23 protein-coding genes and 1 pseudogene are annotated in these 25,359 nt (G+C 67.5%); 7 read left to right on the top strand and 17 right to left on the bottom strand.

What is annotated here, in order from left to right; all coding sequences use genetic code 11:
* Positions 1–180: 180 nt before the first annotated feature.
* The 4 genes from fer to M0R88_RS06195 form a co-directional block, all read right to left on the bottom strand.
* The gene (fer, locus tag M0R88_RS06210; protein ID WP_248656089.1) at positions 181–570 is read right to left on the bottom strand and encodes a ferredoxin Fer; all 390 of its coding nucleotides are present in this window, start codon (positions 568–570) and stop codon (positions 181–183) included.
* 62 nt (positions 571–632) lie between these two features.
* Entirely contained in the window at positions 633–1,838 is a 1,206-nt protein-coding gene (locus tag M0R88_RS06205) for an inorganic phosphate transporter (protein WP_248656088.1), read from the bottom strand.
* A gap of 95 nt (positions 1,839–1,933) precedes the next feature.
* Complete coding sequence (locus tag M0R88_RS06200) at positions 1,934–3,163, bottom strand: inorganic phosphate transporter (protein WP_248656087.1); 1,230 nt, start codon at positions 3,161–3,163, stop codon at positions 1,934–1,936.
* A gap of 68 nt (positions 3,164–3,231) precedes the next feature.
* Positions 3,232–4,431: an inorganic phosphate transporter gene (locus M0R88_RS06195; protein WP_248656086.1), complete on the bottom strand. Its 1,200-nt coding sequence runs from the start codon at positions 4,429–4,431 to the stop codon at positions 3,232–3,234.
* A 130-nt stretch (positions 4,432–4,561) separates the two neighbouring features.
* On the opposite strand from M0R88_RS06195, the gene serA reads away from it, so the two are divergent.
* Positions 4,562–6,148, top strand: coding sequence for a phosphoglycerate dehydrogenase (gene serA, locus M0R88_RS06190; protein ID WP_248656085.1), 1,587 nt, complete (start codon positions 4,562–4,564; stop codon positions 6,146–6,148).
* 60 nt (positions 6,149–6,208) lie between these two features.
* On the opposite strand, the gene M0R88_RS06185 is transcribed toward serA, so the two are convergent.
* A complete protein-coding gene (locus M0R88_RS06185; RefSeq protein ID WP_248656084.1) occupies positions 6,209–8,056 on the bottom strand; it encodes a glycoside hydrolase family 99-like domain-containing protein in 1,848 nt (615 codons plus the stop codon).
* A 133-nt stretch (positions 8,057–8,189) separates the two neighbouring features.
* Between M0R88_RS06185 and M0R88_RS06180 the strand changes: the two genes are divergently transcribed.
* The 4 genes and pseudogenes from M0R88_RS06180 to M0R88_RS06165 all read left to right on the top strand — a co-directional run.
* Entirely contained in the window at positions 8,190–9,014 is an 825-nt protein-coding gene (locus tag M0R88_RS06180; protein WP_248656083.1) for a M48 family metallopeptidase, read from the top strand.
* A 9-nt stretch (positions 9,015–9,023) separates the two neighbouring features.
* The gene (locus tag M0R88_RS06175) at positions 9,024–9,251 is read left to right on the top strand and encodes a hypothetical protein (RefSeq protein WP_248656082.1); all 228 of its coding nucleotides are present in this window, start codon (positions 9,024–9,026) and stop codon (positions 9,249–9,251) included.
* 82 nt (positions 9,252–9,333) lie between these two features.
* Positions 9,334–10,587 (top strand): MFS transporter, encoded by a 1,254-nt coding sequence (locus M0R88_RS06170; protein ID WP_248656081.1) that lies wholly within the window; start codon positions 9,334–9,336, stop codon positions 10,585–10,587.
* Positions 10,588–10,740: 153 nt separating this feature from the next.
* Positions 10,741–11,130, top strand: a pseudogene (locus M0R88_RS06165) (AAA family ATPase); the annotation flags it as partial.
* A 325-nt stretch (positions 11,131–11,455) separates the two neighbouring features.
* Here M0R88_RS06165 and thrC read toward each other — a convergent pair.
* A complete protein-coding gene (thrC, locus tag M0R88_RS06160; RefSeq protein ID WP_248656080.1) occupies positions 11,456–12,718 on the bottom strand; it encodes a threonine synthase in 1,263 nt (420 codons plus the stop codon).
* Between the two features lie 96 nt (positions 12,719–12,814).
* Positions 12,815–13,366, bottom strand: coding sequence for an alpha/beta hydrolase fold domain-containing protein (locus tag M0R88_RS06155; RefSeq protein WP_248656079.1), 552 nt, complete (start codon positions 13,364–13,366; stop codon positions 12,815–12,817).
* A 430-nt stretch (positions 13,367–13,796) separates the two neighbouring features.
* Between M0R88_RS06155 and M0R88_RS06150 the strand changes: the two genes are divergently transcribed.
* The gene (locus M0R88_RS06150) at positions 13,797–14,261 is read left to right on the top strand and encodes a hypothetical protein (RefSeq protein ID WP_248656078.1); all 465 of its coding nucleotides are present in this window, start codon (positions 13,797–13,799) and stop codon (positions 14,259–14,261) included.
* A 7-nt stretch (positions 14,262–14,268) separates the two neighbouring features.
* On the opposite strand, the gene M0R88_RS06145 is transcribed toward M0R88_RS06150, so the two are convergent.
* Positions 14,269–15,117, bottom strand: coding sequence for a manganese catalase family protein (locus M0R88_RS06145; protein WP_248656077.1), 849 nt, complete (start codon positions 15,115–15,117; stop codon positions 14,269–14,271).
* 171 nt (positions 15,118–15,288) lie between these two features.
* Between M0R88_RS06145 and M0R88_RS06140 the strand changes: the two genes are divergently transcribed.
* Entirely contained in the window at positions 15,289–15,795 is a 507-nt protein-coding gene (locus M0R88_RS06140) for a hypothetical protein (protein WP_248656076.1), read from the top strand.
* Between the two features lie 7 nt (positions 15,796–15,802).
* On the opposite strand, the gene argF is transcribed toward M0R88_RS06140, so the two are convergent.
* The 9 genes from argF to M0R88_RS06095 all read right to left on the bottom strand — a co-directional run bounded on the left by argF (position 15,803) and on the right by M0R88_RS06095 (position 25,127).
* Positions 15,803–16,861 carry an ornithine carbamoyltransferase gene (argF, locus tag M0R88_RS06135; protein WP_248656075.1) on the bottom strand — a complete coding sequence of 353 codons (1,059 nt, stop codon included), beginning with the start codon at positions 16,859–16,861 and terminating at the stop codon, positions 15,803–15,805.
* A complete protein-coding gene (locus tag M0R88_RS06130) occupies positions 16,858–17,973 on the bottom strand; it encodes a M20/M25/M40 family metallo-hydrolase (RefSeq protein WP_248656074.1) in 1,116 nt (371 codons plus the stop codon). The genes argF and M0R88_RS06130 overlap by 4 nt, the downstream gene beginning before the upstream one ends.
* Positions 17,970–19,109: an aspartate aminotransferase family protein gene (locus M0R88_RS06125; RefSeq protein ID WP_248656073.1), complete on the bottom strand. Its 1,140-nt coding sequence runs from the start codon at positions 19,107–19,109 to the stop codon at positions 17,970–17,972. Before M0R88_RS06125 ends, M0R88_RS06130 begins: the two co-directional genes overlap by 4 nt.
* A 34-nt stretch (positions 19,110–19,143) precedes the next feature.
* A complete protein-coding gene (locus M0R88_RS06120) occupies positions 19,144–20,109 on the bottom strand; it encodes an acetylglutamate/acetylaminoadipate kinase (protein ID WP_248656072.1) in 966 nt (321 codons plus the stop codon).
* The gene (gene argC / locus M0R88_RS06115; protein ID WP_248656071.1) at positions 20,106–21,188 is read right to left on the bottom strand and encodes an N-acetyl-gamma-glutamyl-phosphate reductase; all 1,083 of its coding nucleotides are present in this window, start codon (positions 21,186–21,188) and stop codon (positions 20,106–20,108) included. The genes M0R88_RS06120 and argC overlap by 4 nt, the downstream gene beginning before the upstream one ends.
* Positions 21,188–22,060, bottom strand: coding sequence for a lysine biosynthesis protein LysX (gene lysX, locus M0R88_RS06110; protein ID WP_248656070.1), 873 nt, complete (start codon positions 22,058–22,060; stop codon positions 21,188–21,190). The genes argC and lysX overlap by 1 nt, the downstream gene beginning before the upstream one ends.
* A gap of 1 nt (position 22,061) precedes the next feature.
* Positions 22,062–22,226 carry a lysine biosynthesis protein LysW gene (gene lysW / locus M0R88_RS06105; protein WP_248656069.1) on the bottom strand — a complete coding sequence of 55 codons (165 nt, stop codon included), beginning with the start codon at positions 22,224–22,226 and terminating at the stop codon, positions 22,062–22,064.
* Positions 22,227–22,397: 171 nt separating this feature from the next.
* Positions 22,398–23,852: an argininosuccinate lyase gene (gene argH, locus M0R88_RS06100; RefSeq protein ID WP_248656068.1), complete on the bottom strand. Its 1,455-nt coding sequence runs from the start codon at positions 23,850–23,852 to the stop codon at positions 22,398–22,400.
* A gap of 3 nt (positions 23,853–23,855) precedes the next feature.
* A complete protein-coding gene (locus M0R88_RS06095) occupies positions 23,856–25,127 on the bottom strand; it encodes an argininosuccinate synthase (RefSeq protein ID WP_248656067.1) in 1,272 nt (423 codons plus the stop codon).
* Positions 25,128–25,359: the final 232 nt, after the last annotated feature.

Here is a 25,359-nt window from a genome sequence, read left to right as displayed (position 1 = left end):
TTGAATACCCGTGGCTACTAATGCTTCAAACAGTAGTGTGGATATTGGTTCTGCTGAGGCAGTTGCTACTCAGAGAAGTTTGTACGATGCAGAGGCTATCTGGCGGTAAAAACACAGAATCGGGGGTGATTCGATTCTGCTGAACACCGTGTCTGTTTAACGAACGTTTTACGCTGTTGATTAGATGACGCGGTTCTGGAGGTAGTCGAGGTGCTTGGCGTTGTAGACGATGCGGACCTCGTCGGTCGCCGCGCTACCGATGCAGGTCAGGCGGACGTTCTTGTCCTCGACCTCTTCGTCCGAGAGGATCTGCTGCATGTCCATGTCGATTTCGCCCTCTTTGACGATGGCGGCGCAGTTCGCACAGGCACCGGCGCGGCACGAGAAGGGCCAGTCGTAGCCCTGCGCCTCCGCGGCTTCGAGGATGTACTCGCCTTCGGCGACGTCGAGCGTGCCGTAGTCCTCGTCGCCGAGGTCCGCGTCGGCGGCCTCCTCGAAGAGGTCGTCGTCGTCCATGTCCCAGCCCTGGTCGTCCAGCACTTCGTAGTTGAGGTATTCTACGGTAGGCATCACCCGGAGGTTCGGCCGCGACATGGTTAGTAGTTATTGTTTTCCCCCGAGACGCCCGGACGTTAGCGATAAATCGGGAAGAACTCGAACAGGAGGAACGACGCCAACGCCGAGACGCTCGGCGTCAGAATCCAGAGCATGATGACGCGACCGGTCGAGGCCGGGTCGAACAGGTCCTTCGTCTGGAGTTCGTCGGGGTCCTCCTCGCCGATTTTCTGCACTTCGTCGTCGGGTTCGGCGGTCAGCGCGTCCACCGACATCTTCGAGCCGCCCTCGCCGGATTCGCTTCTCTCCTCGCCCTCGCCGCGGACCGCGGCGGCCGCGGCGTCCCGGACCTTGACGGTGCGAGTCGCCCGGCCCCACCCGAGACCGATGATGCACATCGTCGCGCTCACTGCGAGACTCGCCGGAATCCCGAGGTACGACAGGAACGTGATGAGCGACGCCGAGACGACCTCGACGATGAGCGCGGCCAGCAGGGGCAGGTCGGTGAGGTCGTTGCCCACGGTGTCGAGCGTCCGGCGAGCGATGGTGAACGCGCCGACCGCGATGGCTCCCGCGGCCAGCAGGATACCCTGATTGATGCCCAACTCGCCGCTCCCCACGAGCGGTGCGACCGCGTTGGCCACGTTGCTCGCGCCCGCGGAGAACGCCATGTAACAGCCGATGACGACCACGAGGACGCTGCTGATCAACTCGCGGCGATTCGTCGTCGCGCTCGGAACCGGATAGGGAATCGACGCCACGCGGTTGTACTCGAACAGGGGGCCTTCCGTCCGGTCGATGCGGAACCACACGTCCAGATACGGGTAGAGGTACCGCCCGATGACCGCACAGACCCAGAACGCGACGATGGGCGCGACGAGCCACCACGAGACGATGCCGCCCATCACGCCCCAGTTGATGTCGCCGGCCGCGACGCCGAGTCCGGCGATGGCACCCACGGCGGTCATCGAGGTGGAGGCGGGCACGCCGAACAGGTTCGAGACCAGCAACGCCAGCCCGACGAAGAAGAGTACGCCGACGCTCGCCGGAAGCGTAAACAGCGTCGAGGGGACGATTTCGCCGCCCATCGTCGCCACGACGTTCCGGCCGACCGTCCACCCGCCCAGCAGTGCGAAACTCGCCATCAACGCGGCGGCACCGAGTTTCGAGAGGACGCCGCTGCCGACCGCGGGACCGAAGGCGACGCCGGTCGAGGAACCACCGATGTTGAACCCGACGAAGACCGCGACCGCGAGACCGACGAGTAGGAGTACGCTGATCACACCTGTACGAAGACGCGTCGGCCGTTAAATCGTACCGGTTTTCGACCTCCCGGCGTCGGTCGCGGTGGCGACTTCGAGACCTCCCGAACTGACGGTCACGATGTATAGAGCGGGACGGCGGTAAACAGGAGGTACGAGGCCGTCGCGGAGAGCGACGGCGTGAGAATCCAGAGGAAGACGACGCGGGCGGTCGCCGCCGCGTCGAAGTGGTCGCTGGCGTTCGATTCGCCGGACTCCTCGCCGATGGGGGCGACTTCCTCGGGTCGCCCCGTCCCGTCGCTCGCTTCGTCTCCGGCCCGCCGACCCGTCCCGTTCGCCATCGGTTCGGCGGCGTCGCTCGCGGCGCTCTCGCCGGTTATCGCCGCTCCGGCGACGTCCGTGACGGTCTTCGAGCGCGACGCTCGGCCCCAACCCAGACCCACGATGCTCATCGTCGCGCTCACCGCGAGGCTCGCCGGAATGTCGATGTGCGAGAGGAAGCCGATGAGGCTTGCGCTGACCGTCTCGACGACGAGCGCGGCGACCAGCGGGAGGTCGGTGAGGTCGTTGCCCACGGTGTCGAGCGTCCGGCGCGCGATGGTGAACGAACCGACGGCGAGGGCGCTGGCCCCGATAGCGACGTAGGGGAGCATCTCGCCGCCGAGCGCCCGCGCGCCGTACAGCGGTGCGACCGCGTTGGCCACGTTGCTCGCGCCCGCGGAGAACGCCATGTAACAGCCGATAGCGACCACGAGACCGTTCCCGACCAGTTCCCCGCGGGTCGTTCCGTCGGCCGGACCGACGGGGACCGACCCGACCGGCAGGTCCCGCCAGTCCAGCAACGGCCCCGACGACCGCTCGATGCTGAATCTGGCCGCGAGGTGGGGGTAGAGGTACCGACCCACGACCGCGCAGGTCCAGAACGCGAGAATCGGCGAGACGAGCCACCACGAGACGATTTCGCCGACCTTCGCCCACCGGAGGAAGCCGCCGGCCAAGCCCATTCCCGCGATGGCTCCCACCGCGGTCATCGAGGTGGAGGCGGGCACGCCGAACAGGTTCGACACGAGGAGGGCGACCCCGACGAAGAACAGGACCACCACGCCCGCCGCGAGGTTGAAGTGACTCGCCGCGACGACTCGACCGCCCAACGTCTTGATGACGCCTCGCCCGACGGTCGCGCCGCCGAGGAGGGCGAACCCGGACATCAGGGCGGCGGCCGCGACCTTCGAGGTCACGCCGCTGCCGACCGCGGGACCGAAGGCGACGCCGGTCGAGGAACCGCCGATGTTGAACCCGACGAAGACCGCGACCGCGACGCCGAGGACCAGTAGTGCGCTGAACACACCGAAACGATGAACAGCCGACAGTTAAATCGTGTCGGATTCGAATCAGGACGGTCGCGCTCGCCGCCTCACAGAATCGGCACGTACCGGAAAACGACGTACGCGACGACCGTCGCGATTCCGGGGACGAGGTTCTGCAAGAGGACGACCCTCGCGGTCGTCGCCGGCTGGTAGAGTTCGGCCGCTGACGGGTCGCCGTCCGCGGCCGTGCCCGCGTCGGGGTCGAGTTCCGCGTCCGGCGTCTCGCGGGCGGGGCCGACCCTCTCGCCGGGCATGCTGGCGCTCTCGCCGGGGACGCCGACGCTCGCACCCGGAACCTCGGCGTGGTCGGGCACCGGGTCGGCGACCGTGGCGCGTCCCCAGCCGAGACCGACGACGCTCATCGTGGCGATGACGACGAAGCTCGCGGGGATGGAGAGCGCCGACAGCACCGTCACGATGGAGGAACTCACGACCGCGACGACGACCGCCGCGACCAGCGGGAGGTCGGTGAGGTCGTTGCCCACGGTGTCGAGCGTCCGACGCGCGATGGTGAGCGCGCCGATTGCGGTCGCGCCGGCCGCGAGCAGGACGCCCTGCGTCATCGAAATCGCGCCGTTGCCGACGAGCGGCGCGACCGCGTTCGCCACGTTGCTCGTGCCCGCCGAGAACGCCATGTAACAGCCGATGCCGACCACGAGGAGCGTGCCGCCGAACTCCCGCCGGGTAGTCCCCGGCCCGAGTTCCGGCTTCGGAAGCCCGTCGGACCGGTCGAACGTCACCAGCGGACCCTCGCTCCGGTCGATGTCGATGTACGCGTCCAAGTCGTCGTACCAGTAGCGTCCGACCATCGCGCTGACCCAGAAGCCGACGATGGGCGCGACGAGCCACCAGCCGACGATTTCGAGGACGGCGGCCGTCTTCAGTCGGCCGATGGCGAGACCCAACCCGACGATTGCGCCGACCGCGGTCATCGACGTGGAGGCCGGGACGCCGAGGACGTTCCCGGCGAACAGCGCCAACCCGATGAACAGCAGGACGGCGACCGCCACGCGCATCGTGAAGGGGTCGCCCGCCACGAGGTCCTCGCCGAGCGTGTCCACGACTCGGCGGCCGAGCGTCCACCCGCCCAGCAGGAAGAAGAAGCTCATCAGCACGCCCGCGCCTAACTTCGAGACGGTTCCGCTCCCGACCGCCGGGCCGAACGCGACGCCCGTGTTCGACCCGCCGATGTTGAAGCCGACGAAGATGGCGACTGCGACGCCGAGGTAGAGGAGGAGACTGGTCACGCGGCGTACATCGAGCGAGCGTCGGTTAAATCCCCGCGCCAGCGTCGCCGTTGAGTGCCGATTCGAGGGACTTCTGGCAAAAGACACGGGCGAGGAAAGGGTTATCCCGGCGGCACGAGTGAAGACAGTCATGAAGGTCCTCGTAACGGACCCCATCGCCGACGCAGGCTTAGAGCGACTTCGGGACGCCGGTCACGAAGTCGAGACCGCCTACGACGTGGAAGGGGACGCGCTTCTGTCTGCTGTCTCGGACGCCAACGGGCTCATCGTGCGCTCGGGAACCGACGTGACAGCGGAGGTCTTCGAGGCCGCCCCGGACCTCGTCATCGTCGGCCGTGCGGGTATCGGCGTCGATAACATCGACATCGAATCGGCGACCGAACACGGCGTCATCGTCGCCAACGCGCCGGAGGGCAACGTCCGGGCCGCCGCGGAACACACCGTGGCGATGGCGTTCGCCAGCGCGCGTTCGATTCCGCAGGCCCACGCCCGACTCAAGGACGGCGAGTGGGCCAAGGGCGACTACCTCGGCACCGAACTCAACGGCAAGACCCTCGGCATCGTCGGACTGGGTCGGGTCGGCCAAGAGGTCGCGAAGAAACTCCACTCGCTCGGGATGGACCTCGTGGCCTACGACCCCTACATCAGCGAGGACCGCGCCGAGCAACTCGGCGCGGAACTGGTGGAACTCGACGAGTGTCTCGACCGCGGCGACTTCCTGACGGTTCACACGCCGCTGACCCCCGAGACGGAGAACCTCATCGGCGAGGAGGAACTCGCCCAACTCGAAGGCGGCTACCTCGTCAACTGCGCCCGCGGCGGCGTCGTGGACGAGGACGCGCTCGCCGAAGCCGTCGAGGAGGGCGTCCTCGCGGGGGCCGCGGTGGACGTGTTCGCCGACGAACCTGTCTCGCCCGACAACCCCCTGCTCGACGTGGAGGACGCCATCGTCACGCCCCACCTCGGCGCGAGCACCGAGGCCGCCCAAGAGAACGTCGCCACCAGCACGGCCGACCAAGTGGTCGCGGCCTTCGAGGAGGAACCGGTCGTCAACGCGCTCAACGCGCCGTCCATCGACGAGAGCGCGTTCCCCCGCGTCGAACCGTACATCGGTCTCGCCGAGACCGCGGGCAAGATAGCGACCCAACTGCTGGACCAGCGCATCGACTCCATCGAAGTCCACTACGAGGGCGACATCGCCGAGGAGGACGTGGAACTCGTCACCGCGAGCGCTCAGAAGGGCGTGTTCCAACCGCTCGAATGGCAGGTCAACGCGGTCAACGCGCCCCAAATCGCCGAGGAGCGCGGCGTCGAAGTAACGGAGTCCAAGACCCGCCAGACCGAGGACTTCCAGAGCCTCGTCCGCGTCACGGTCTCGGGCGACGACGAGTCCATCAGCGTCGAGGGGACGCTGTTCGCCGACGAGGACCCGCGAATCGTCCGCGTGGACGACTACCGCATCGACGCCATCCCCCACGGCCACATGCTGGTCGCCCGAAACGAGGACGTGCCCGGCGTCATCGGGTTCATCGGCACCGTGCTGGGCGACCACGAGGTCAACATCGCGGGGATGTTCAACGCCCGCGAGGCCCACGGCGGCGAGGCGCTGACCGTCTACACCCTCGATGCGGAGGTCCCCGACGAGGCGAAGGAGGCGCTGGAAGCCGACGAGCGCATCATCGAAGCGCGCTACATCGAGTTGAACGGCGCGGAGTGAACCCCCGTCCCCGTTTCCGCGAGGTTGGTCTCGGGGAATCGGGTCCGCGACCGACACGTCCTAGATGAGTTCGAAGGAGTAGGTCTGCGTTCGTCGCTCGCTGAACTCGACCGTCCCGAGTTTCAGTCCGCCGACCGAGGCGGTTCCCGAGAGCCCATCCGTGGCAGGGAACCCCTCGAGCGTCAGCGTCTCTGCCTGAAGAACCGAGCTATCGAAGGTGAACGTCGCCGCGGCGTCTTCGCCGCCGAGCCATCGCCAAGACTTGTTCTCGGTGGTCGCTCTCGCGTAGACGCCCCCGCTTAGGTATGGCTCTTCCCCCTCCGTACCGAGGCTGTACGATTCAATCTGGGACCCGTAACTGTCCTCGAAGGCGATTCGTTCGAGTGCGAACGCGAGGTCTCGATCCACATCACCGATGGAGTCGGTGAGACTCGACTCCTTCACCGTCTCGCCGAACGAGAACGTGATGCTCACAGTCTCGGTTATCCAGTATTCGGGTTCGCCGTCTGCGAGCGTGTTACGGATTATTTCGAGGTCGCTCGTGCCGTGTTCCTCGGACGGTTCGACCTGCGTGTGTTCGTGCCACTCGTTCCACGAGGTCACGAACGAGATGTCGACAGCGGGGTCGTGGTACTGGTCGGTCTTCTCACAGACGCGCTGGGTCCGTTCTCGGCTTCGCTCGACAATCGGTGTGTCCTCGTCCCCGCCCTTCGTCTGTCTGTTGTTGAACCCCGGCATCACCATCGGGAGGAACGCACAATCGTTGTCCTTGGCCGCGAGCAACCATTCGGGGTAGTAGGAGGTCATCCGCTCGGCGAAGTTCTCGTTGATGTCCTCGATGGAGCGATACATCTCGTAAGCCGTCACGCCGTCCGCGGCCTGCATCAGGTCCCGGTCCTGTTGGGTCGGGAACCGCCAGTCGACCGTTTCGAGAACGATGAATAGCTCTTCACCGGCGGCCTCTTCGGCGGCAGTGAACGCCGCTTCGTAGCCCCCTTCGAAGCCCCACGCCCAGTACACGTAGACGAGTGGTTTCCCGTCGACTCGGAGGTAGTTGTCCTCGCCGAAGTACTCCTCGGCCACGTACGCCACGTCCTCGACGAACTTCTCCGTAACCTGCTCGTCATCGAAGTCCACTACGCCGTCTTCGGTATGCTCCAACAGCGACTTGGTCTCGTAGAGGAGGCAGAACTCGATGTCGTTCGTCGCTTCGGCAGGGACAAAATAGTCGGACAACGTCTCGTCCTCCCAACTTTCTCGCCCCCACCAACTGGTGCAGAAGGCGTCGATTCCGTACTCGGTCGCCCATTCGACGTGCCGTTCGATAGTCTCGATGTTGCGCGAATTGTAGTCAGAGATGACCGGCTCGTCGACGAACAACTGGTGGCGGTCTGGGCCGTACCACGGGTAGTAGTTCGCAATCACCGTCGGATTCCCAGCGTCCTCTGCTTGCAGTTCGGTCACGTAATCGCTCAGTTTCCGTTTCGAGATAGGTTTCCCGTTCGAGGGGACGAGACTCACCTCGACGCCGTATCTCTGTCCACCGGGAACTGGCCGACGCACCTCGAATCCGGTCTCGAACTGTCCGTTAGGGGTCACCTCGACCTCCTCGCCAGTTCCGAAGACGACGCGCACGCTGTCGATGCCTCCGGAGTGAGACCCGTCGCCAGTCACTTCGAGTTGGGATTCGCCGTCGCCGACCATCGCGTCGAGTTCGAAGGTCAGCTCGTTCTCCACGACAGGGTCTGAATCCGGCGTTGTCGTCTGTTCGGTGGTGGTGGCCGTCTCGTCCGTAGTCGCATCTCTGCCGTTTGTCGAAGAGGAGGAACCGCCACAACCAGCGAACACGCTACTGCCCATCGCTACGGCGAGGAACCGCCGACGGGAGGAGCCTGATTCGTCAACCATGCGGTCACATCGAATACGTGATAGATAAACTCCGCGGAGCGTGGGTCTGTCGCTACGTCGATTGGGACGCGCTTTCGTCGTATCGTCCTGCGTAACCACCGCTTATTAGTGGCGTCGCTATCCACACCCGCTTATGAAACATCTCGGTCTGAAGGCCCGAATGGCCGTCGTCGGGTCGATCCTGTTCGCGTTCTACGCGCTCGCGTCGGTCGTCGCCATGGGCGTGTTCGGCTTCTCGCCGATACTCGTCGCGCTCGGAAGCGTCGCCTTCGTGGGTGTCCAGTACAAAATCGGCAAGTGGGCCGCGCTCCGGAGCGTCGGCGCGGAGGAGATGCCGGAGGACCGCTTCCCGGAGATTCACCGACAAGTGGAGTCGCTGTCGAAGGACATGGGCATCGACAAACCGCGACTGATGGTCGCCCGGATGGGCGTGCCCAACGCCTTCGCGGTCGGTCGAAAGGGCGCGGGCACCGTCGTCGTCTCCGAGGAACTGCTCCAGTTGCTCGACTCTCGCGAGGTCGAGGGCGTCCTCGCCCACGAACTCGCTCACGTCCGGAACCGCGACGTGGTGATGATGGTCCTCGGACAGGGCGTCGCGTCCATCGTCGCCATCGTCGCGCAGTGGGCGGTCCTGCTGACCGGCGACAACGACCTCGCGGACTTCTTCCTGGCGATGGTCGTCGGCCAGATAACCCAACTGCTCGTGATGGTGTTCGTCCTCGCCATCTCGCGCTACCGGGAGTACGTCGCGGACGCCGACGCCGCCGCGGAAATCGGCGGCGGCGAATCGCTCGCTCGCGCCCTCGAAAAGATCAGTTCGGGGAGCGAACGCGCTCGCGGGTCCGAAATCGACTCGGAGGTCAGCGCGCTCTGCATCTTCGGCGAGGCGTCCGGGCTCGCGCGACTGTTCGCCAGTCACCCGCCGGTCGAGAAGCGCATCGAGCGCCTGCGGAACTGACTCCCGACGATGGATTTCAGAACCCTGCTCGCGGCCGTCCTCGGCGTCGGCCTCGGCCTGTTCTTCCTCGCGGCCCCGGACGCCGTCGTCCGGATGCACGCGGCGGGTCGGCGGCCGCCCGGACGCGGCGGCGAGTACGGTGCGGATTCGGGCGGCGGTCGGTGGCGGCGAGTCGTGCAGGCCGTCGGCGTCGCACTCGTCGCGGTCGGGTTGTACTTCGGGGCGAGCGCGCTCTGAGTCGCCCGCGAACGAGAGCGAAGACGCCGACGCCTCTGCCGCAAAGCCCGAACTCAAATACCCGGGTCGCTTTGCTCCGAGAGTGTCACGCGGCCGCGCCGACGAGACCGACGCCGACCGTCCGGACGCCGACGACCCCGAGGAGCGCGAGCGCCTCCTGACGGGCTACTCCGGCCGCCTCCTGCTCGCGGTCTCGCTCGGATGGGCCGCCATTCAGACCGGGCGACTCGTCCTCTCGCCGATGCTTTCGGCCGTGATGGGCGACCTCGCCATCACCGACTTCCAGTCCGGTTTCGCGTTCACGACGCTCTGGGGGCTGTACGCGCTCTGTCAGTACCCCAGCGGTCGCCTCTCCGACGATCTGACGCGCAAGACCCTGCTGGTCGCGGGCCTCTCGCTGGTCGTCGCGGGGTTCGCGGTCCTCGCCAGCGCGCCGAGCTACCCCGTCTTCCTCCTCGGAGCGGTCGTCGTCGGGACCGGCGCGGGACTCTACCCGACCCCGGCGCGGGCGCTCGTCTCGGACCTGTTCGTCGAGCGCCGCGGTCAGGCGTTCGGTCTCCACACCGCTTCGGGCGACGTGGGCGGTGCGGCCGCGGCGGGACTCGCGGTCGCGGCGCTCGCGCTCGCCGGTTGGCGGTCGGCGTACGCGCCGGTCATTGCCGTCCTCGCGGGGGTGGCGCTCGCGCTCCACGTCTGGGGGCGCGAGGCGTACGAACGCCCGACGGTGGACCGCGAGTCGGTCGCCGCGGGCCTCTCGGACGCGGCGGCGACCGCGACCCGGCTCTGGAAGCGACCCAAGATGCGGTGGTACCTGCTGGCCTACGCGCTCTACGCGTTCACGTGGCAGAGCGCGGCCGGGTTCCTGCCGACGTTCCTCCGGGCGTCGAAGGGGTTCCCCGCGGGACTCGCCAGCGGCGGGTTCGCCGCGCTCTTCGTGGTCGGTGCGGCGGTCAAGCCCCTCTCGGGATCGCTCGGCGACCGGTTCGCGAGGGCCGGGGTCGCTGCCGGAGCCTTGGTCGTCGCGGCCTGCGCGCTCGCCGGACTCCTCGCCGCGGAGGGGCGGCTCGCGGTCGGTGTCGCCGTCGTCGTCTTCGCGGCCGGACTCATGGCCTACCCGCCGGTGATGCAGGCGCTGCTGATGGACACGTTCCCGGACGGGAGCATGGGCGGGGACCTCGGCGCGACCCGGACCGTCTACATCGGTCTCGGGAGCCTCGGCCCGAGTTACGTCGGGTTCGTCGCGGGCCGGGTCTCCTACACCGCGGCGTTCGCGGGGCTACTCGTCTGCCTGCTCGTCAGCAGCGGGGTCGTGGTGCGACTCGCACGGAGTAAGTAAGGAGCGAACGAGAACCGCACCAGATATTGCGCTTTTGAACAATAAATGTAACAGGGGTGGTATCTTAGAATCCGCGCACAAGTAACTGTAAGGATACTAACGCCGGGCATATTAACTATAGTATAAAGATTTTGTCTATAACATAAATATGAAACCTACTCCACGGGGATGCGCCAGAAAGTCGGGCTACTTCAGGCGGTCCTCCACAAGCCATCTGTCGTCTTCTTGGACGAACCCACGACGGGACTCGACCCTCGCGCAGCGCGTGAGGTGATCGACCTCATCGGCGATTTAACTGACGAGGGAACGACCGTCTTCCTCTCGACACACATCCTTCCCGTCGTCGAAGAACTGGCCGATACGGTCGGTGTTCTCCACGAGGGGTCGCTCGTCGCGGAAGACGCCCCCTCAGAACTGACGCAACGTGCGAGCCGCGAAGGCGGGGCGAGTCTCGAAGAGGCCTTCCTCGATATCACTGACGACTCCTCACACATCGCTACGGAGGACCCGAACCCCTCCAAACGCCACGGTGATCCAGCGTGACCGAGGAAAACGTACCGGAGCCGATGGACGAACAATCGCCCCACGGGAATCCGACGCTGTCGGTATCGTCCACGGAAAGTGGGGCCACATCACTGACAGCAGTTTTCGCCATCGCACGCGCCGAGTGGCGCCAAGGACGGCACCGATACACCGCCACTCGACGGAAACAAGCACTCGTCGTCTTGGGTGCAATGCTGTTCCTTCCCGTTCTCGGCGTCGTAGTCCGATATCGAACGTCGAAAAGTCGCGTCGGGCGGACGACGGGGGCGACGCGTCAGACGGACGCACGACGCCGTTTCGACTGGAGAGGGCAGGACGGGAGAACCTACTCGCCCAGATGCTCCAGCACGCCGTCGGTGTCGGCCGGGACCGGTTCGGGGTCCGCTCCCGCGGCGGCCGCGGCGTCGGGGTCCTTCAGGAGGTGGCCCGTCGTCAGGCAGACGACCCGCTCGTCGGCCGCGATTTCGCCCGACTCGCGCAGCTTTCGGAGTCCCGCGACCGACGCGGCGCTCGCGGGTTCGACGCCCACGCCGTCGCGGGCCAGCGCGCGCTGGGCGTCGGTGATCTCCTCGTCGGAGACCGCGACCGCGGTCCCGCCGGTCTCCCGGATGCCGGGCAGAGCCTTCGGCGCGTTGACGGGGTTGCCGATGCGGATGGCGGTGGCGCGCGTCTCGACCTCCTCCCAGCGGTGGACCTCGTCGTTCCCCTCCTCGATTGCTTCGACCATCGGGGCCGCGCCTTCCGCCTGCACGCCGGTCAGCGTGGGCACGTCGTCGGCGTCGAGCGCGCCGCTCCGGACCAACTCGCGGAACGCCTTGTAGAGCGCGGCGGTGTTGCCCGCGTTGCCGACCGGCAGGACGATGCGGTCGGGGAGGTCGCCCGTCTGGTCGCGGAACTGCTCCAAGATTTCGAGGCCGATGGTCTTCTGGCCCTCCAGTCGGAAGGGGTTGAGCGAGTTGAGCAGGTAGGCCTCCCCGCGGTCGGCGAGGTCCGACACGACGTCGAGACAGGCGTCGAAGTTGCCGTCCACTTCCAGAATCCGGGCACCGTGGAGGCTGGCCTGCGCGACCTTGCCAGCGGCGACTTTGCCCGCGGGAAGGAGGACGAGGACCTCCGTGCCTGCGCGCGCACCGTAGCACGCGAGCGCCGCGCTCGTGTTGCCCGTGGACGCGCACGCGAGGCGGTCCACGCCCAGTCTCTCGGCGACGCGGACGCCGACGGTCATGCCGCGGTCTTTGAAACTCCCGGTCGGGTTCATCCCCTCGTGTTTGACCCGGAGGTCGGCGACGCCCGTTTCGGCCTCGATGGTTGGCACCTCGTAGAGCGGCGTACCGCCCTCGTCGATGCTCACGCCCGCCTCGAAGGGGAGCGCGTCGGCGTACCGCCAGACGCCGAGTTCGCCCTCAAAGTCCTCGAAGGTCGGCAGGTCGGCGTACCGGACTTCCAGCAGGCCGTCGCAGTCGTCGCAGGTGTACCGTACCGCCTCGAACGGTGCGAAGGTCGCGTCGCACTCGATACAGGACAACCAGACGCCATCGACCGCCGTCTCCGGCGGGTCGGGCCGCGCTTCGGACAGGCACAGAGTCATGTTCTGTGGGAGGGAACCGACGGGTAAAAGCGGTCGGTTCGAGGTAGTTCTACGGTCGCGTCTGACGCGACGGTGTTCGACTCGTTCGAGGCGGCGTCAGGCGACGAGGAGGTCTTCCTCCTCGTCCGCGAGAGCGTCGTCGAGGTGGGCGTCGATTTCGGCCATCGCGTCCCACGCTTGCTCGACGCGCGGTTCGGCGACGTTCGTGAAGAACGAGTGGACCATCTCGTCGTAGTGAGTGTGTTCGACCGCCACCCCGGCGTCCGCGAGGCGGTCGGCGTAGGCGACGCCCTCGTCCTTCAGCGGGTCGAACTCCGCGGTGAGGACGGTCGCGGGCGGCAGGTCGCTCAGGTCGTTGGCTCGGAGCGGCGAGGCGTAGGGACTCATCCCGTCGATGTCGTTTTCGAGGTAGTGGTCCCACGACCATTGGAGGTCGGGTTCGGTGATGAAGTAGCTCTCGCCGCCGGACGGTTCGTCGGCGAACTCGTAGGAGAAGGTAGTCGCCGGGTAGACCAGCATTTGGTAGTCGATGGCAGGACCGCCCTTGTCGCGGGCCATGAGCGAGACCGCGGCCGCGAGGTTGCCGCCGGCGCAGTCGGCCGCCCGTCGGTGGCGTCGGTGGCGCCCGTCCACCGTCCGACCGAGCATCGCGTCCCCGCGAAATCGAGTCGTGGCACGCGTTTTCACCCCTCCGTTTCGGTTGGAGGCCGACCGGCGAACGGATGGACGTATAGAAATCTTCCTCTGTCTTTTGACCCTCTACAGATAGCTTAGAACCGTATCTCTATTCCTCAAACACTGATAGATATGTTCCGCTTCCCTCGCGGCGGGGTCCTCGGCGCGGTGTTCGCGTCCGTGCGGCGGCGCTGACTCGCGTTCCGGATTTTGGTCGGCACGGCCGACGCTCTCGCGTGAGACCGCGCGATAGCTCCGCCCCGAGAGAAGTCGAGTAACGTCCACTTTCCGCCGACAATCGAGCGTGACGCCGCGCTCGGTCCCGAGCGCGGCGTCGCCGCGCGGCCGTGAACGGTGCGAACGAACGCGGCGGTTTTTCAGCCACGCTAACATATCTCACAATATGGCCGAGACCGAGACCGCGATTCGACGCGACCGACGCGGCCGGAGTCGCTGGGTCGGCGGCGCTGTCGCCGGACTCGTCGCCGGCGTCTGCTTCGGTCTCTACCTCCAGTTCGTCGTCGGCGTCCTCCCGCCGCGCGAGGCGGTCGTCGCGCCCGAGACGCTGGCGTACAGTTGGGTCGTCCACCTGTTCCACAGCCTCGCGTTCGCGCTGGTCTACGTCGGCGTCGTGAGTTTCCCCCGAATCGCCCGCTTCGCCGACCGACCCGCGACTGGGGTCGCGCTCGGGGCGGCGTTCGGCGTCGCGCTCTGGGCGGTGGCGACCGGCGTCGCCGTGGCGTTCTGGGCGGTGGCGAACACCGTCCTCGTCCTGCCGATTCCCGACCCGAGCGTCGGGAGCCTCGTCGGTCACGTCCTCTACGGCGCGGTGTTGGGCACTACCTTCGCGGTCGTCCGCCGGGCGTGAGGCTTCGCTACTCGCCGTCTTCGATGGTCGAGTCGCCGGACCCGCCGCTGGCCTCGTTGTACATCTCCGCGATGGCCTTTTCGAGTTGCGGGTTCCCGCCGCCGGGTTGGGTGCCGAAGGAGAACTCGCCCTTCCCGTCGATGGAGACGCCCTCCGTCCAGCGCTCGTGGGGGTCCTCGCGGTCCTCCCGGAACGTGGACATGAACTCGTAGTTGTACTCCTGATTCTCCTTCTCCTGGTCGAAGCTCGCGGGCACGGGGACCGTCTCGCCCATCTCTTCGAGCGCGGCGTGCCACTGGTTCTGGTGCATCGTGTCGCGGGCGATGAGGTACGCCAGCATGTCCTTCATCCCCTCGTCGTCGGTCATCTCGTACAGTCGGGTCGCCAGCAGTCGCCCGGTCGATTCGGCCATGATGTTGGCGTACATGTCCGCCGCGAGGTTCCCGCTGGCGACGATGAAGTTCCCGCTGAAGGGGTTGCCGTTGGCGTCCACCGGCATGGCGTGGAGACCGGCCGACAGCGCCTGTCGCGGTTGCCCGCCGCTCATCATCGCGTCGATGACCGCGTCGTTCTCGCGCGCCTCACGGCGCAGTTCGTCGGGCGCGCCCTGGAGGTTCTTCGTGACGGCCGTGGCCAGCATCTCGATGTGGCCCAACTCCTCGGCCGCGGTCTCCATCAGCAGGTTGCGGTACTCCTGCTTTTCCTTGGGCTGTCCGAACGCCTGGAACATGTACTGGAGCGCGACCCGCATCTCGCCCTCGACGCCGCCGATGGCTTCCTGCAACATCTTGGCGAAGTACGGGTCCGGGTCCTCGACTTCGACTTCGTACTGGAGTTCGTTGTCGTGGTAGAACATGGTTTCTCTCCGTCGGGAGTCACGACGAGAACGTCATAATCAGTTTTGGCTGTTGACATTTATAACGGGCTAGTTGAATAAACGGTTAGCATTCGGCGCGGGCGCGGACCCCGCCGACCGAGAAGCGCCGAAAGGTGAAAGTTGATAACAGGGGGCTGGAAAGCCGCCGCCATGTACGAGTGGCAAGCGACGTGGACGCCGGACACCGACTCCCCGGAGGAGCGCCGCGTCCGGTTCGAGGCCGACTACGACCGACTCGGGGACGCCGACGTCCTCACGAACGCGTACCGAGCGACGCGCCGGGAGAACGTCGTGGACGAGTACGCGCTTACGAGGTACTGGAAACTCGCGGACCTCACCGGCACGTACGCGAAAATCGCGGATACGCTCGGCGAGCAGACTTATCCCGACCTGACGGCGTGGCTGGAGGACCGTCCCGAGGTCCTCGCGGTGCGTCCGCGGACCCCGGTCGTGGACGTGTTGCTCGACTCGACGGAAGACGGTCGGCGACTGCGCTCGGCGCTCCGGGACTGGCTCGGTGCCGAGGTCTCGGCGACCGTCGAGCGCACGACGACGCGCAAGCCCGGCGCGAACGGTGCCGTCGGGCAGGTGCCCCGGCTTCAGCTCCGGACGCAGTTCCACCTCGACGAGACCGTCGAGCGCCACGCGGCCGACTAGCCGAAACTCAGTCGTCGCCGAGCAGATGCACCAGCAGCGCCTTCTGGGTGTGCATCCGGTTCTCGGCCTGCTCCCACACGACAGACCGGTCGCTCTCCAGCACCGCGCCCGTAATCTCCTCGCCGCGGTGGGCCGGCAGGCAGTGCATCACGGCGGCCTCCGGCGCGGCCGCGAGCAGGTCGTCGTTCACCTGAAAGCCCTCGAAGTCGCCCAACTTCTCGTCCCGTTCGTCCTCTTCGCCCATGCTGACCCAGACGTCGGTGTACACCACGTCCGCGCCCTCGACTGCCTCCTCGGGATTGCGGACGACCTCGGGCGCGGAGCCGTGGGACTCGGCGCGCGAGAGGACGCTCTCGTCGGGGCCGTACCCCTCCGGGGTCGCCATCGTCAGGTCGAGTCCGGCCATCGCGGCCCCGACCGCGAACGACTGGCCGACGTTGTTCCCGTCGCCGACCCACGCGACGCTCACGTCCTCGAATCCGCCGAACTCCTCGTAGACGGTGAACAGGTCCGCGAGCGTCTGGCACGGGTGGGCCGCGTCCGACAGGCCGTTGACGACCGGCACCGTCGCGTACTCCGCCATCTCGACCAGCGCGTCGTGGTCGAACACGCGGGCCATCACCGCGTCCACGTACCGCGAGAGGGCGCGGGCGGTGTCGGCGACCGGTTCGCCGTGGTCCAAGTGGGTCGTGTCCGGCCCGAGGTAGACCGCGTGGCCGCCCAGTTGGGTCATCCCCGTCTCGAAGGAGACCCGCGTCCGGGTGCTGGGCTTCTCGAACAGCATGGCGAGGCTGTGGTTCGGCAGGACCGCGTGGTCCTTCCCGGCGCGGTGGGCCACTTTCAGCTCCGCCGCCGTCGAGAACAGTTCGGCGAGTTCCGCCGCCGAGAGGTCGTCGATTTGCAGGACGTGGTCGGCCGACGACGAGTCGTCGGCGTCGGTCGGGTTGGTCTCGTCGGTCGCGGCGGTCGGGTCGCTTCCCTCGGACGGGTCGCTTCCGTCGGTCGGGGCCGTCGCGTCCGGGTCGTCTGTCGAGTCCGTCGGTGAGTGAGTCGCGTGGTCGTTCATGATTGGAGCGTCTCGGAGACGTGTTCGAGGACCGCGACGGCGCGGTCGAACGCCCCGAGGTCGAGGTGTTCGTTCGGCGCGTGGTCCAACTCGGAGTCGCCGGGGCCGTAGGTCGCCATCGGGCAGTCCCACGCCGCGGCGTAGAGGTTCATGTCGCTGGTTCCGGTCTTGCGGAGGAGTCGAGGGTCGCCCCCGACTCGTCGTATCCCAGTTCGGAACGCTCGGGCCACCTCGCTCCGGGGCGTCTCCATCACGGGCGGAATCGGCTCGTTCCACTCGATTTCGCCCGACTCCAACTCGTCTTCGACCGTCTCCCGAATCCCCGCGGCGGTCTCGCCGGGCGGAATCCGGAACTGCGCCTCGACCGTCGCGTCCACCGAGAGGCCGTCGGCCGCGACGCCGCCCGAGAACTCGACGGGCTTGGCGGTCACCTGCTCGAAGACGGGCGCGTCGTCGTCCGCCGACGCGCCCTCCTCACCGTCCGCGTTCCCGTCGGCTTCTGCCGACGGGAACGCGGCCTCGCTCTCCGTCGAAAACGCGCTCTCGACCGCCTGCCACCACGCCATCGCGTCCTGAATCGCGTTCGCCTCGGGACGCGAGGTGTGGGCCGAGTCGGTGCTGACGGCGTACTCGCCCGACAGGAACCCGCGGTAGCCGAGCGTCACGCCGTCCCACCCGGAGGGTTCGCCGTTGACCACGGCGTCGGGTTCCTCGCGGTCCTCGACGAGAAACCGGGCACCCCGCGAGTCGGTCTCCTCGCCGACGACGCCGACGAAGCTCACGCCGGTCTCTATCGCGGCCGCGGCCATCGCCGCGAGCGGGCCTTTGGCGTCCACGCTCCCGCGGCCCCACAGTTCACCGTCGGTCATTTCCACCGGGATGTCGCCCGGCACGGTGTCGATGTGCGAGGTCAGCAGGACCGAGTCGTCGGCGGGCGCGCGGACGTTGCCCGCCTCGTCTATCCGGACCTCGCGCCCGCGCTCCTCGAAGAACGCGGCGAGGCGTTCCGCGCAGGCCCGCTCGTCGCCGGTCGGCGACGGAATCTCCACGAGGTCCACGAGCAGGTCGCGGGCCGCCGCGTCGCCGACGCTCACGTCCGCGCTCTGGCTCACGCCGACACCTCCGAGAGCGCGACTTCGAGCGCCGCGACCACCTCGTCGGCGTGGGATTTCGTGACGGTCAGCGGCGGGAGCAGGCGCACCACGGTCCGGCCCGCGGGGAGCGCCAGAATCCCGTGGTTCATCGCCAACTCCTTCAGCGCGCGGTTCGCGCCGCGCCCGACCTCCGCGCCGAGGATGAGACCTTCGCCGCGGACCGTGCGAATCGCTACCTCGGAACCCCCCAGTTTCGACTGGAGATAGTCGCCGACCTCGGCCGCGTTCTCGGCCAGATTCTCGTCGGCGACGACCGAGAGCGTCGCGTCCGCGGCCGCGCTGACGACCGGGCCGCCCGAGAACGTCGAGCCGTGCGGTCCCGCGTTCTCCGCGATCCAGTCGGCGCAGAGCGTCGCGCCGACCGGAAGCCCGCCGCCCAGTCCCTTCGCCGAGGTGAGGACGTCGGGCACGACGCCGCGCTTCTCGCAGGCCCAGAGCGCCCCGGTCCGGCCGAGACCGGTCTGAATCTCGTCCAGAACCAGCGCGGTCCCGGTCTCCTGCGTGACCTCGCGGGCGGCCTGCAGGTAGCCCTCGGGCGCGGGATTGACGCCGCCCTCGCCCTGAATCGGTTCGAGCAGGACCGCGGCCGTCTCGTCGTCCACGGCCTCGGCCAGCGCCTCCTCGTCGCCGTAGGGCACGAACTCGAAGTCCCCGGCGAGGGGCTCGAAGGGCTTCTTGTACTTCGGTTTCCACGTCGCCGAGAGCGACCCCATCGTGCGGCCGTGGAAGCCGCGCTGGGCCGCGACGATTTTGGAGTTGCCGGTGGCACTGCGGGCGAACTTGATGGCCGCCTCGTTGGCCTCGGTGCCGGAGTTGCAGAGCCAGACGTTCTCCAGGTCGCCGGGAGCGACAGCGGCCAACTTCTCGTAGAGGCCGTCGCGGGACGAGTTGGGATAGCTGGCCTGCACGAAGGTCAGTTTCTCGACCTGCTCCTGCACCGTCGAGACGACTTCGGGGTGGCAGTGGCCGACCGCGGCGACGCCGTAGCTCGCGCCGAAGTCGAGGTACTCGTCACCTGAATCGTCGTAGAGGTGGACGCCCTCGCCCGACTCGATACGGATGGGCTTCTCGGAGTAGACGAATCCGCCGGTCATGCCGTCACCTCCGCGTCGGCCGCACAGTCGGTCGTCATCTGACCGCCTCCGGTTCGAAGGTGGTCCCGTGGCCGGTCCGGGCCGCGGTGATGGGGTCGCGGTTGTTCGCGTCCGCGACCGTCACCGAGGCCGCGCCGCCCTCCAGCGCCTCGACCGCGGCCATGACCTTCTTCGTCATGAACCCTTCCGCGGCGTCCTCGGCGGCGTCCAACTCCGCGGGCGTTCCGACCGACTCGATGAGCGAGTCCGAGTCCTCGGGGTCCTCGTAGACGCCCTCCACGTCGGTCAGGACGACTAATTCGCCGCCCAGCGCGCCCGCAACCGCGGCGGCCGCGCGGTCGGCGTCGGCGTTGACGGGGGTGAACTCGGTCGCGGTTCCCTCGCCGGAGGATTCTTCCGCGAGCATCGGCACCGTGACGACCGGGACGTAGCTCCCGGCCAGCAGGGTCGAGAGCAGGTCGTCGTTGACCGCCTCGATTTTGCCGGAGTGGTCGCCGCGCTTTATCTTCTTCCGACCGTCTTCGACGACCTTGACCGCCGACTTGCGCGGGCCGGTCAGGAGCTTTCCGTCCGCACCCGAGAGACCGACCGCGTTCACGCCCTGATTCTGGAGGCCCGCCACGAGGTCGGTGTTGAGTTTGCCGGGCAGGACCATCTCGAAGACCTCCATCGTCGTCTCGTCGGTGAAGCGCCCGACGACGCCGCCGGGCGTCTCGACGTACTCGGGGTCCTCGCCGAGGCGTTCGAGCGTGTCGTCCACCGCGGTCGAACCGCCGTGGACGACCACCACGTCCTCGCCGTTGGCGACGAGGTGTGCGACGTCCGCGAGCGCGTCCTCGGGGTTCACGGCGCGCGCGCCGCCGATTTTGACGACGATGGGCGCGTTCTGGTCGTCCGCGCCGACCGCTCCGCCGTCGGTCCGGAGTCCGTCGTCGCCGAGGTCGTTGTCGATTAGCTGTTCGTGGGCCGCTTCGAGTTCGGCTTCGGTGTACTCCGTCATGGGCTTCCCACCGGGTGCAGTCCCTGAAAGTCGAGTCCCGCGGTCTCTTCGAGGCCGAGCGCGACGTTGGCGGCGTGAACTGCCTGCCCGGCCGTGCCTTTCACCAGATTGTCGATGGCGCTGAACACCACGACGCGCTCGTTGCCGGGGTCCAACTCGAAGCCGACCTCCGCGTAGTTCGTCCCCGCTACGGCCTTCGGTTCGGGGTAGCGATAGACGCCCGACCCGCCGGACTGGAGCCTGACGAAGGGTTCCTCGTCGTAGGCTCCGCGGAAGGCCGACCAGAGGTCGCCATTCGAGACGGGTTCGTCCGGGAAGACGTGACAGGTCGCGGCCGCGCCGCGGACCATGTCCACGGCGTGGGCCGAGAACGAGACCGACGCGCCGAGTTCCTGCTCGATTTCGGCCTCGTGTCGGTGGCCGGTCGGCGCGTAGGGTCTGACGACGCCCGAGCGCTCGGCGTGACTGCCCGCCTTGCTCGCGCTCGCGCCGCCCTCCGAGGAGCCGACCTTCACGTCGGCGACGATTTGCTCGTCGCCGTCGAGAATTCCGGCCTCGAAGAGGGGATACAGCCCCAGAATCGTCGCGGTGGCGTTACAGCCGCCGGCCGCGACGAGGTCCGCGCCGGGCAACTCCTCGCGGTGGAGTTCCGGCAGAGCGTAGACCGCCTCGTCCAGATACTCGGGCGCGTCGTGGCCGTCGTACCACTCCTCGTACTGGGCCTCCGTGTTCAGCCGGAAGTCCGCGCTCAGGTCCACCACGGTGTCGGCCGCCTCGTAGAAGTCGTCTATCTGTTCCATCGAGACGCCGTGTGGCGTCGCGGCGAACAGGACGTCCACCGAGTCGAGGTCCGCCGGGTCCGAGAAGCGCAGGTCGGTCCCGCGCAGGTTCGGGTGGACCGACCCGACCGACTTGCCCGCGTACTCGCGGCTGGTCGCGCCCGCGAGGTCGAAGTTCGGGTGGCCCGCGAGCAGACGCAGGAGTTCGCCGCCGGCGAAACCGGACCCGCCGACGACGGTCGCCGAGAGCGTCTCGTCGGCGTTCGCTCCCGTCGCCCCGTCGGCATCGACGATGGGCATCAGGCGACCACCCCACGTTTCGTCTCCGCCGCAGCCTTCGCTTCGAGCCAATCGACCACCTTGGCGGGCACGTCCGCGCCGACGGCGTCGTTCAGCGCCTTGAACTCGACGGTGTGGTTGACCTCGTGGACGGTGTACGAATCGCCCGTCTCCATCAGGTCCACGCCGAGCAAGCCGCCGCCCACGGCGTCGCTGGCTTCCTGAACGAGCGCTTCGGCCTCGGCGTCCAACTCGAACTGCTCGACGTCCGCGCCCTTCGCGGCGTTCGTGAGCCAGTGGTCCGACGAGCGCACCATCGCGGCGACGGGTTCGCCGTCGGCCGCGAGGACCCGGATGTCGCGTCCGGGCTTGTCCACGAACTCTTGGACGTAGAACACCTTGTGCTCGTAGTGGCCGAGCGTGGCCTTGTGTTCGAGAATCGCTTCCGCGGCGCTCTCGGAGTCGATCTTCGCCATCAGGCGACCCCACGACCCGACGACGGGCTTGAGGACGCAGGGGTAGCCGAACGTCTCGATGCTCTCCATCGCCGATTCCTTGGTGAACGCCACGTCCGTGGCGGGCGTGGGCACGCCGGCCCCCGCGAGCGCGAGGCTGTTCTGCACCTTGTCGGCGCAGGTCCGGGCGGTCTCCGCGGAGTTGACCACGGGCACGCCGTACGCCTCGCAGAACGTCGTAGCGTAGAGGCTCCGACTCGTGGCGAGACAGCGGTCCACCACGATATCGAGGCCCGCGAGTATCTCGGGCGCTTCGGTCAGCCCGAACTGCAGGTCGCGCACGTCTATCTTCACGACGTCGTGGCCGCGCTCGCGGAGTTCGGAGAGCAGGAGCTTCTCGTCCTTCCGAATCCGGGAGTAGAGTAGTCCAACCTGCAACTTACTCCCCCCAGTCCTCTTCGAGCTCCGGGGCTCGCTGGAGGACTGGCGGGTTTCGCTCGACGAGTTCCAGTTCCGCGCCGCAGGTCGTGCAGTCGAGTATCTCTCCTACTTCCGCATTGTCGTGCAGGGTCACGTCCGCCCCGCACTCGACGCATTCGGTCATAGCAATCCATTGTATTCCGCATTACTACTTAAACCCATCGAACGTGTCAATAATTTTTCAGTGCGCAGAGGCGGCTCTAACGGACTGAAATGGCAAAAGCAGCGTCAAACGAAATCCGATATCGGACTTCGGTGATATATAAGTATGGTCCCGGACGGGACCGGCGGTCGGTCAGGCACGGATACTCACCTCCTCGGAGAGTCGGTCGGCGGCCGCGGCCAGCGACGCGCGGGCGTCGGCCAGCGTCGCCTCGTCGGCCGCGACGGTCTCCTCGGCCGCGGTCAGGCCCGCCGCGACCGACTCGGGAGCGGGACCGCCGGTCGAGTCGCGCGAGGCCGCGCTCTCGGCGGGGTCCAGCGCGGTCTCGACCGCCTCGCGCTCGACGTAGGCCGACAGCGGGTCGTCCAGTACCTCCTCGGCGGCCGAATCCAGTGCCGCATAATCTGCGCCCTCCTCCGCGGCCTTCGCGACCATCTCGTGCGCTTTCCGGAAGGGGACCCCGGCCATCGCCAGCAGGTCGGCGACGCCCGTCGCGGTCGAGAACCCTTCCCCGGCCGCGTCCGCGAGCGCTTCGTCGTCCCACGTCGCGGTCGCCGCCGCTCCGGCGGCGACCGCGACCGCTTCGGTCACGGCATCGACGGTCTCCCACGCGTGGGGCGTGGCGTTCTGCAGGTCGCGGTTGTACGCGCGGGGCAGGCCCTTCAGCGCCGTGAGCAGGCCGTTCAGCCCCGCCGCGGCGTCGCCCGCGGTCGCGCGGACGAGTTCGAGCGTGTCGGGGTTCTTCTTCTGGGGCATGATGGAGGAGGTCGAGGAGTAGTCGTCCGACAGCTCGACCAGCCCCTTGTTCGAGAACACCACGAGGTCCTCCGCCAGTCCGGAGACCGTCGTGGCGAGATTGGCGAGCGCGGCCACGACCTCCACGAGGAAGTCGCGGGCCGACACCGCGTCCATCGAGTTCGCCACGAGACCGTCGAAGCCCAACAACTCGGCGGTGCGCTCGCGGTCCACGTCGAAGGGCGTGCCCGCGAACGCCGCCGCGCCGAGCGGCGAGCGGTTGACGCGGGCGTAGGCGTCGAAGAGCCTCGCCGTGTCGCGCGCGACCGCCTGCTCGTAGGACAGCAGGTAGTGAGCCACGGTCGTCGGCTGTGCGGGCTGGAGGTGGGTGTAGCCGGGCATCACGGTCTCGGTGTGTTCCGCGGCGACCTCGGCGAGCGACTTCCGGAGACCGAGGGTCGCCTCTATCGCCTCCAACACGTCCTCGCGCAGGCGGTACCGGATGCAGGTCGCCACCTCGTCGTTGCGCGAGCGGGCGGTGTGCATCTTCCCGCCCACGTCGCCCACGCGCTCGATGACCGCGGTCTCGATGGCGGCGTGAACGTCCTCGCCGTCGGGGAGCGCGTCGAAGCCGGCCGACTCCACGCCGTCGAGCGCAGAGAGGATGGCCGCGGCTTCGTCCTCGTCTACGACGCCCTGCTCGGCCAGCATCACGACGTGGGCGCGGTCCACCGCGAGGTCGGCCGAGAAGATGCGCTCGTCGTCGGCCATCGAGGAGAGGAACCCGCGGGCGGGGCCGCCGCTGAAGCGATCGCGGCGCACCACGTCCGAAGTAGGCTCCTCCTCGCTCATGGGTTACTCCTCACCGTCGTCGCCTTCGCCCTCGCCGCCGTCGGCGAGTAGTTCGTCCTTCTTCGCCTCGACGTTCGCGGCGACTTCGTTGGCGAGGCGCGACTGGAAGCCGTGGTACTTCGCCACGCCGGTCGCGTCGGACTGGGCGATGCCGTCCACCGACTCGGTGTTGAACGAGGCGGCCGACTCGGAGTAGACCGCGTAGTCGCTCTCGCGGCCGACCGGACGGGCCTGCCCGCCCTCGAACTTTATCGTGACGGTGCCGGTGACCTTCTCCTGAGTGGTGTCCACGAAGCCGTCGAGGGCGTCCACGAGCGGCGCGGACAGGAGTCCTTCGTAGGCCTTCTCGGCCCACTGCTGGTCTACTTGCTTCTTGAACGCGCGCTCCTCCTCGGTCAGGACGAGTCCTTCGAGCGCCTCGTGGGCGTTCAGGAGGGTCGTCGCGGCGGGATGCTCGTAGTTCTCGCGGACCTTCAGGCCGAGCATGCGGTCTTCCATCATGTCGGTGCGCCCGACCCCGTAACTCCCCGCGAGGTCGTTGAGGTACTCGATGAGTTGGACGGCGGGCATCTCCTCGCCGTCGATGGCGACCGGCTTGCCGTCCTCGAAGGTGAGTTCGATGGTCTCGAACTCGCCGTCTTCGGTCTCCTTCTGGCCGGGCGCGTCGGTCCACTCGTAGATGTCTTCGGGCGGGACGTAGCCGGGGTCTTCGAGGTCGTCGCCCTCGACCGAGCGACTCCAGAGGTTCGTGTCGATGGACCAGTCGCCCTCGTTGCCGCCCTCGACGGGGAGGTCCTTCTTCTCGGCGTACTCCATCTCCCACTCGCGGGTCAGGCCGAGTTCGCGGACGGGCGCGATGACCTCCAGATCGGACTCGCGCCACACCGCCTCGAAGCGGAGTTGGTCGTTGCCCTTGCCGGTACAGCCGTGCGCGATGGCGTCGCAGCCCTCCTCCTTCGCCACGTCGAGGATGGCCTCGGCGATGACGGGGCGCGCGAGCGCGGTGCCGAGCGGGTAGCCCTGATACGTCGCGTTGGCTTTCACCGCGTCGAGGCACTGGTCCGCGAATGCGTCTTTCGCGTCCACGACGTAGTGGTCGAGGTCGAGCGCTTCCGCGGTCTCTTCGGCCTCGTCGAACTCCGCGGCGGGTTGACCGACGTCTACGGTGACGCCGATTACTTCGTCGTGTTCGTACTCCTCTTCGAGCAGCGGGACGCAGACGGTGGTGTCGAGTCCGCCCGAGAAGGCGAGCGCGACTTTCGAGTGTTCTGTCATGTATGGTGTGTGTTGTCGGGTATCGTGATTGGAAGTCGATGCGCGGACGACACGGGTGTCGTCGTCAGCGGCAAACTCGGTGAAATCGTGGGATGAGGATAAGGTGGGGTCTAAAGGGACCCCGGTCGTCGTCGCGGCGCGAGGAGAAGTGCGGACTCACGGCTCTGGGGAAGGGCGCGCGCTCCCAGACCGTGAGTCCCTGTCATCGCTACCTGCTACGATGGCGAGGGTT

It is taken from the genome of Halorussus gelatinilyticus, assembly GCF_023238445.1.
Classification (GTDB): Archaea; Halobacteriota; Halobacteria; order Halobacteriales; family Haladaptataceae; genus Halorussus; species Halorussus gelatinilyticus.
This window is presented reverse-complemented; position numbering and strand designations above follow the sequence as displayed.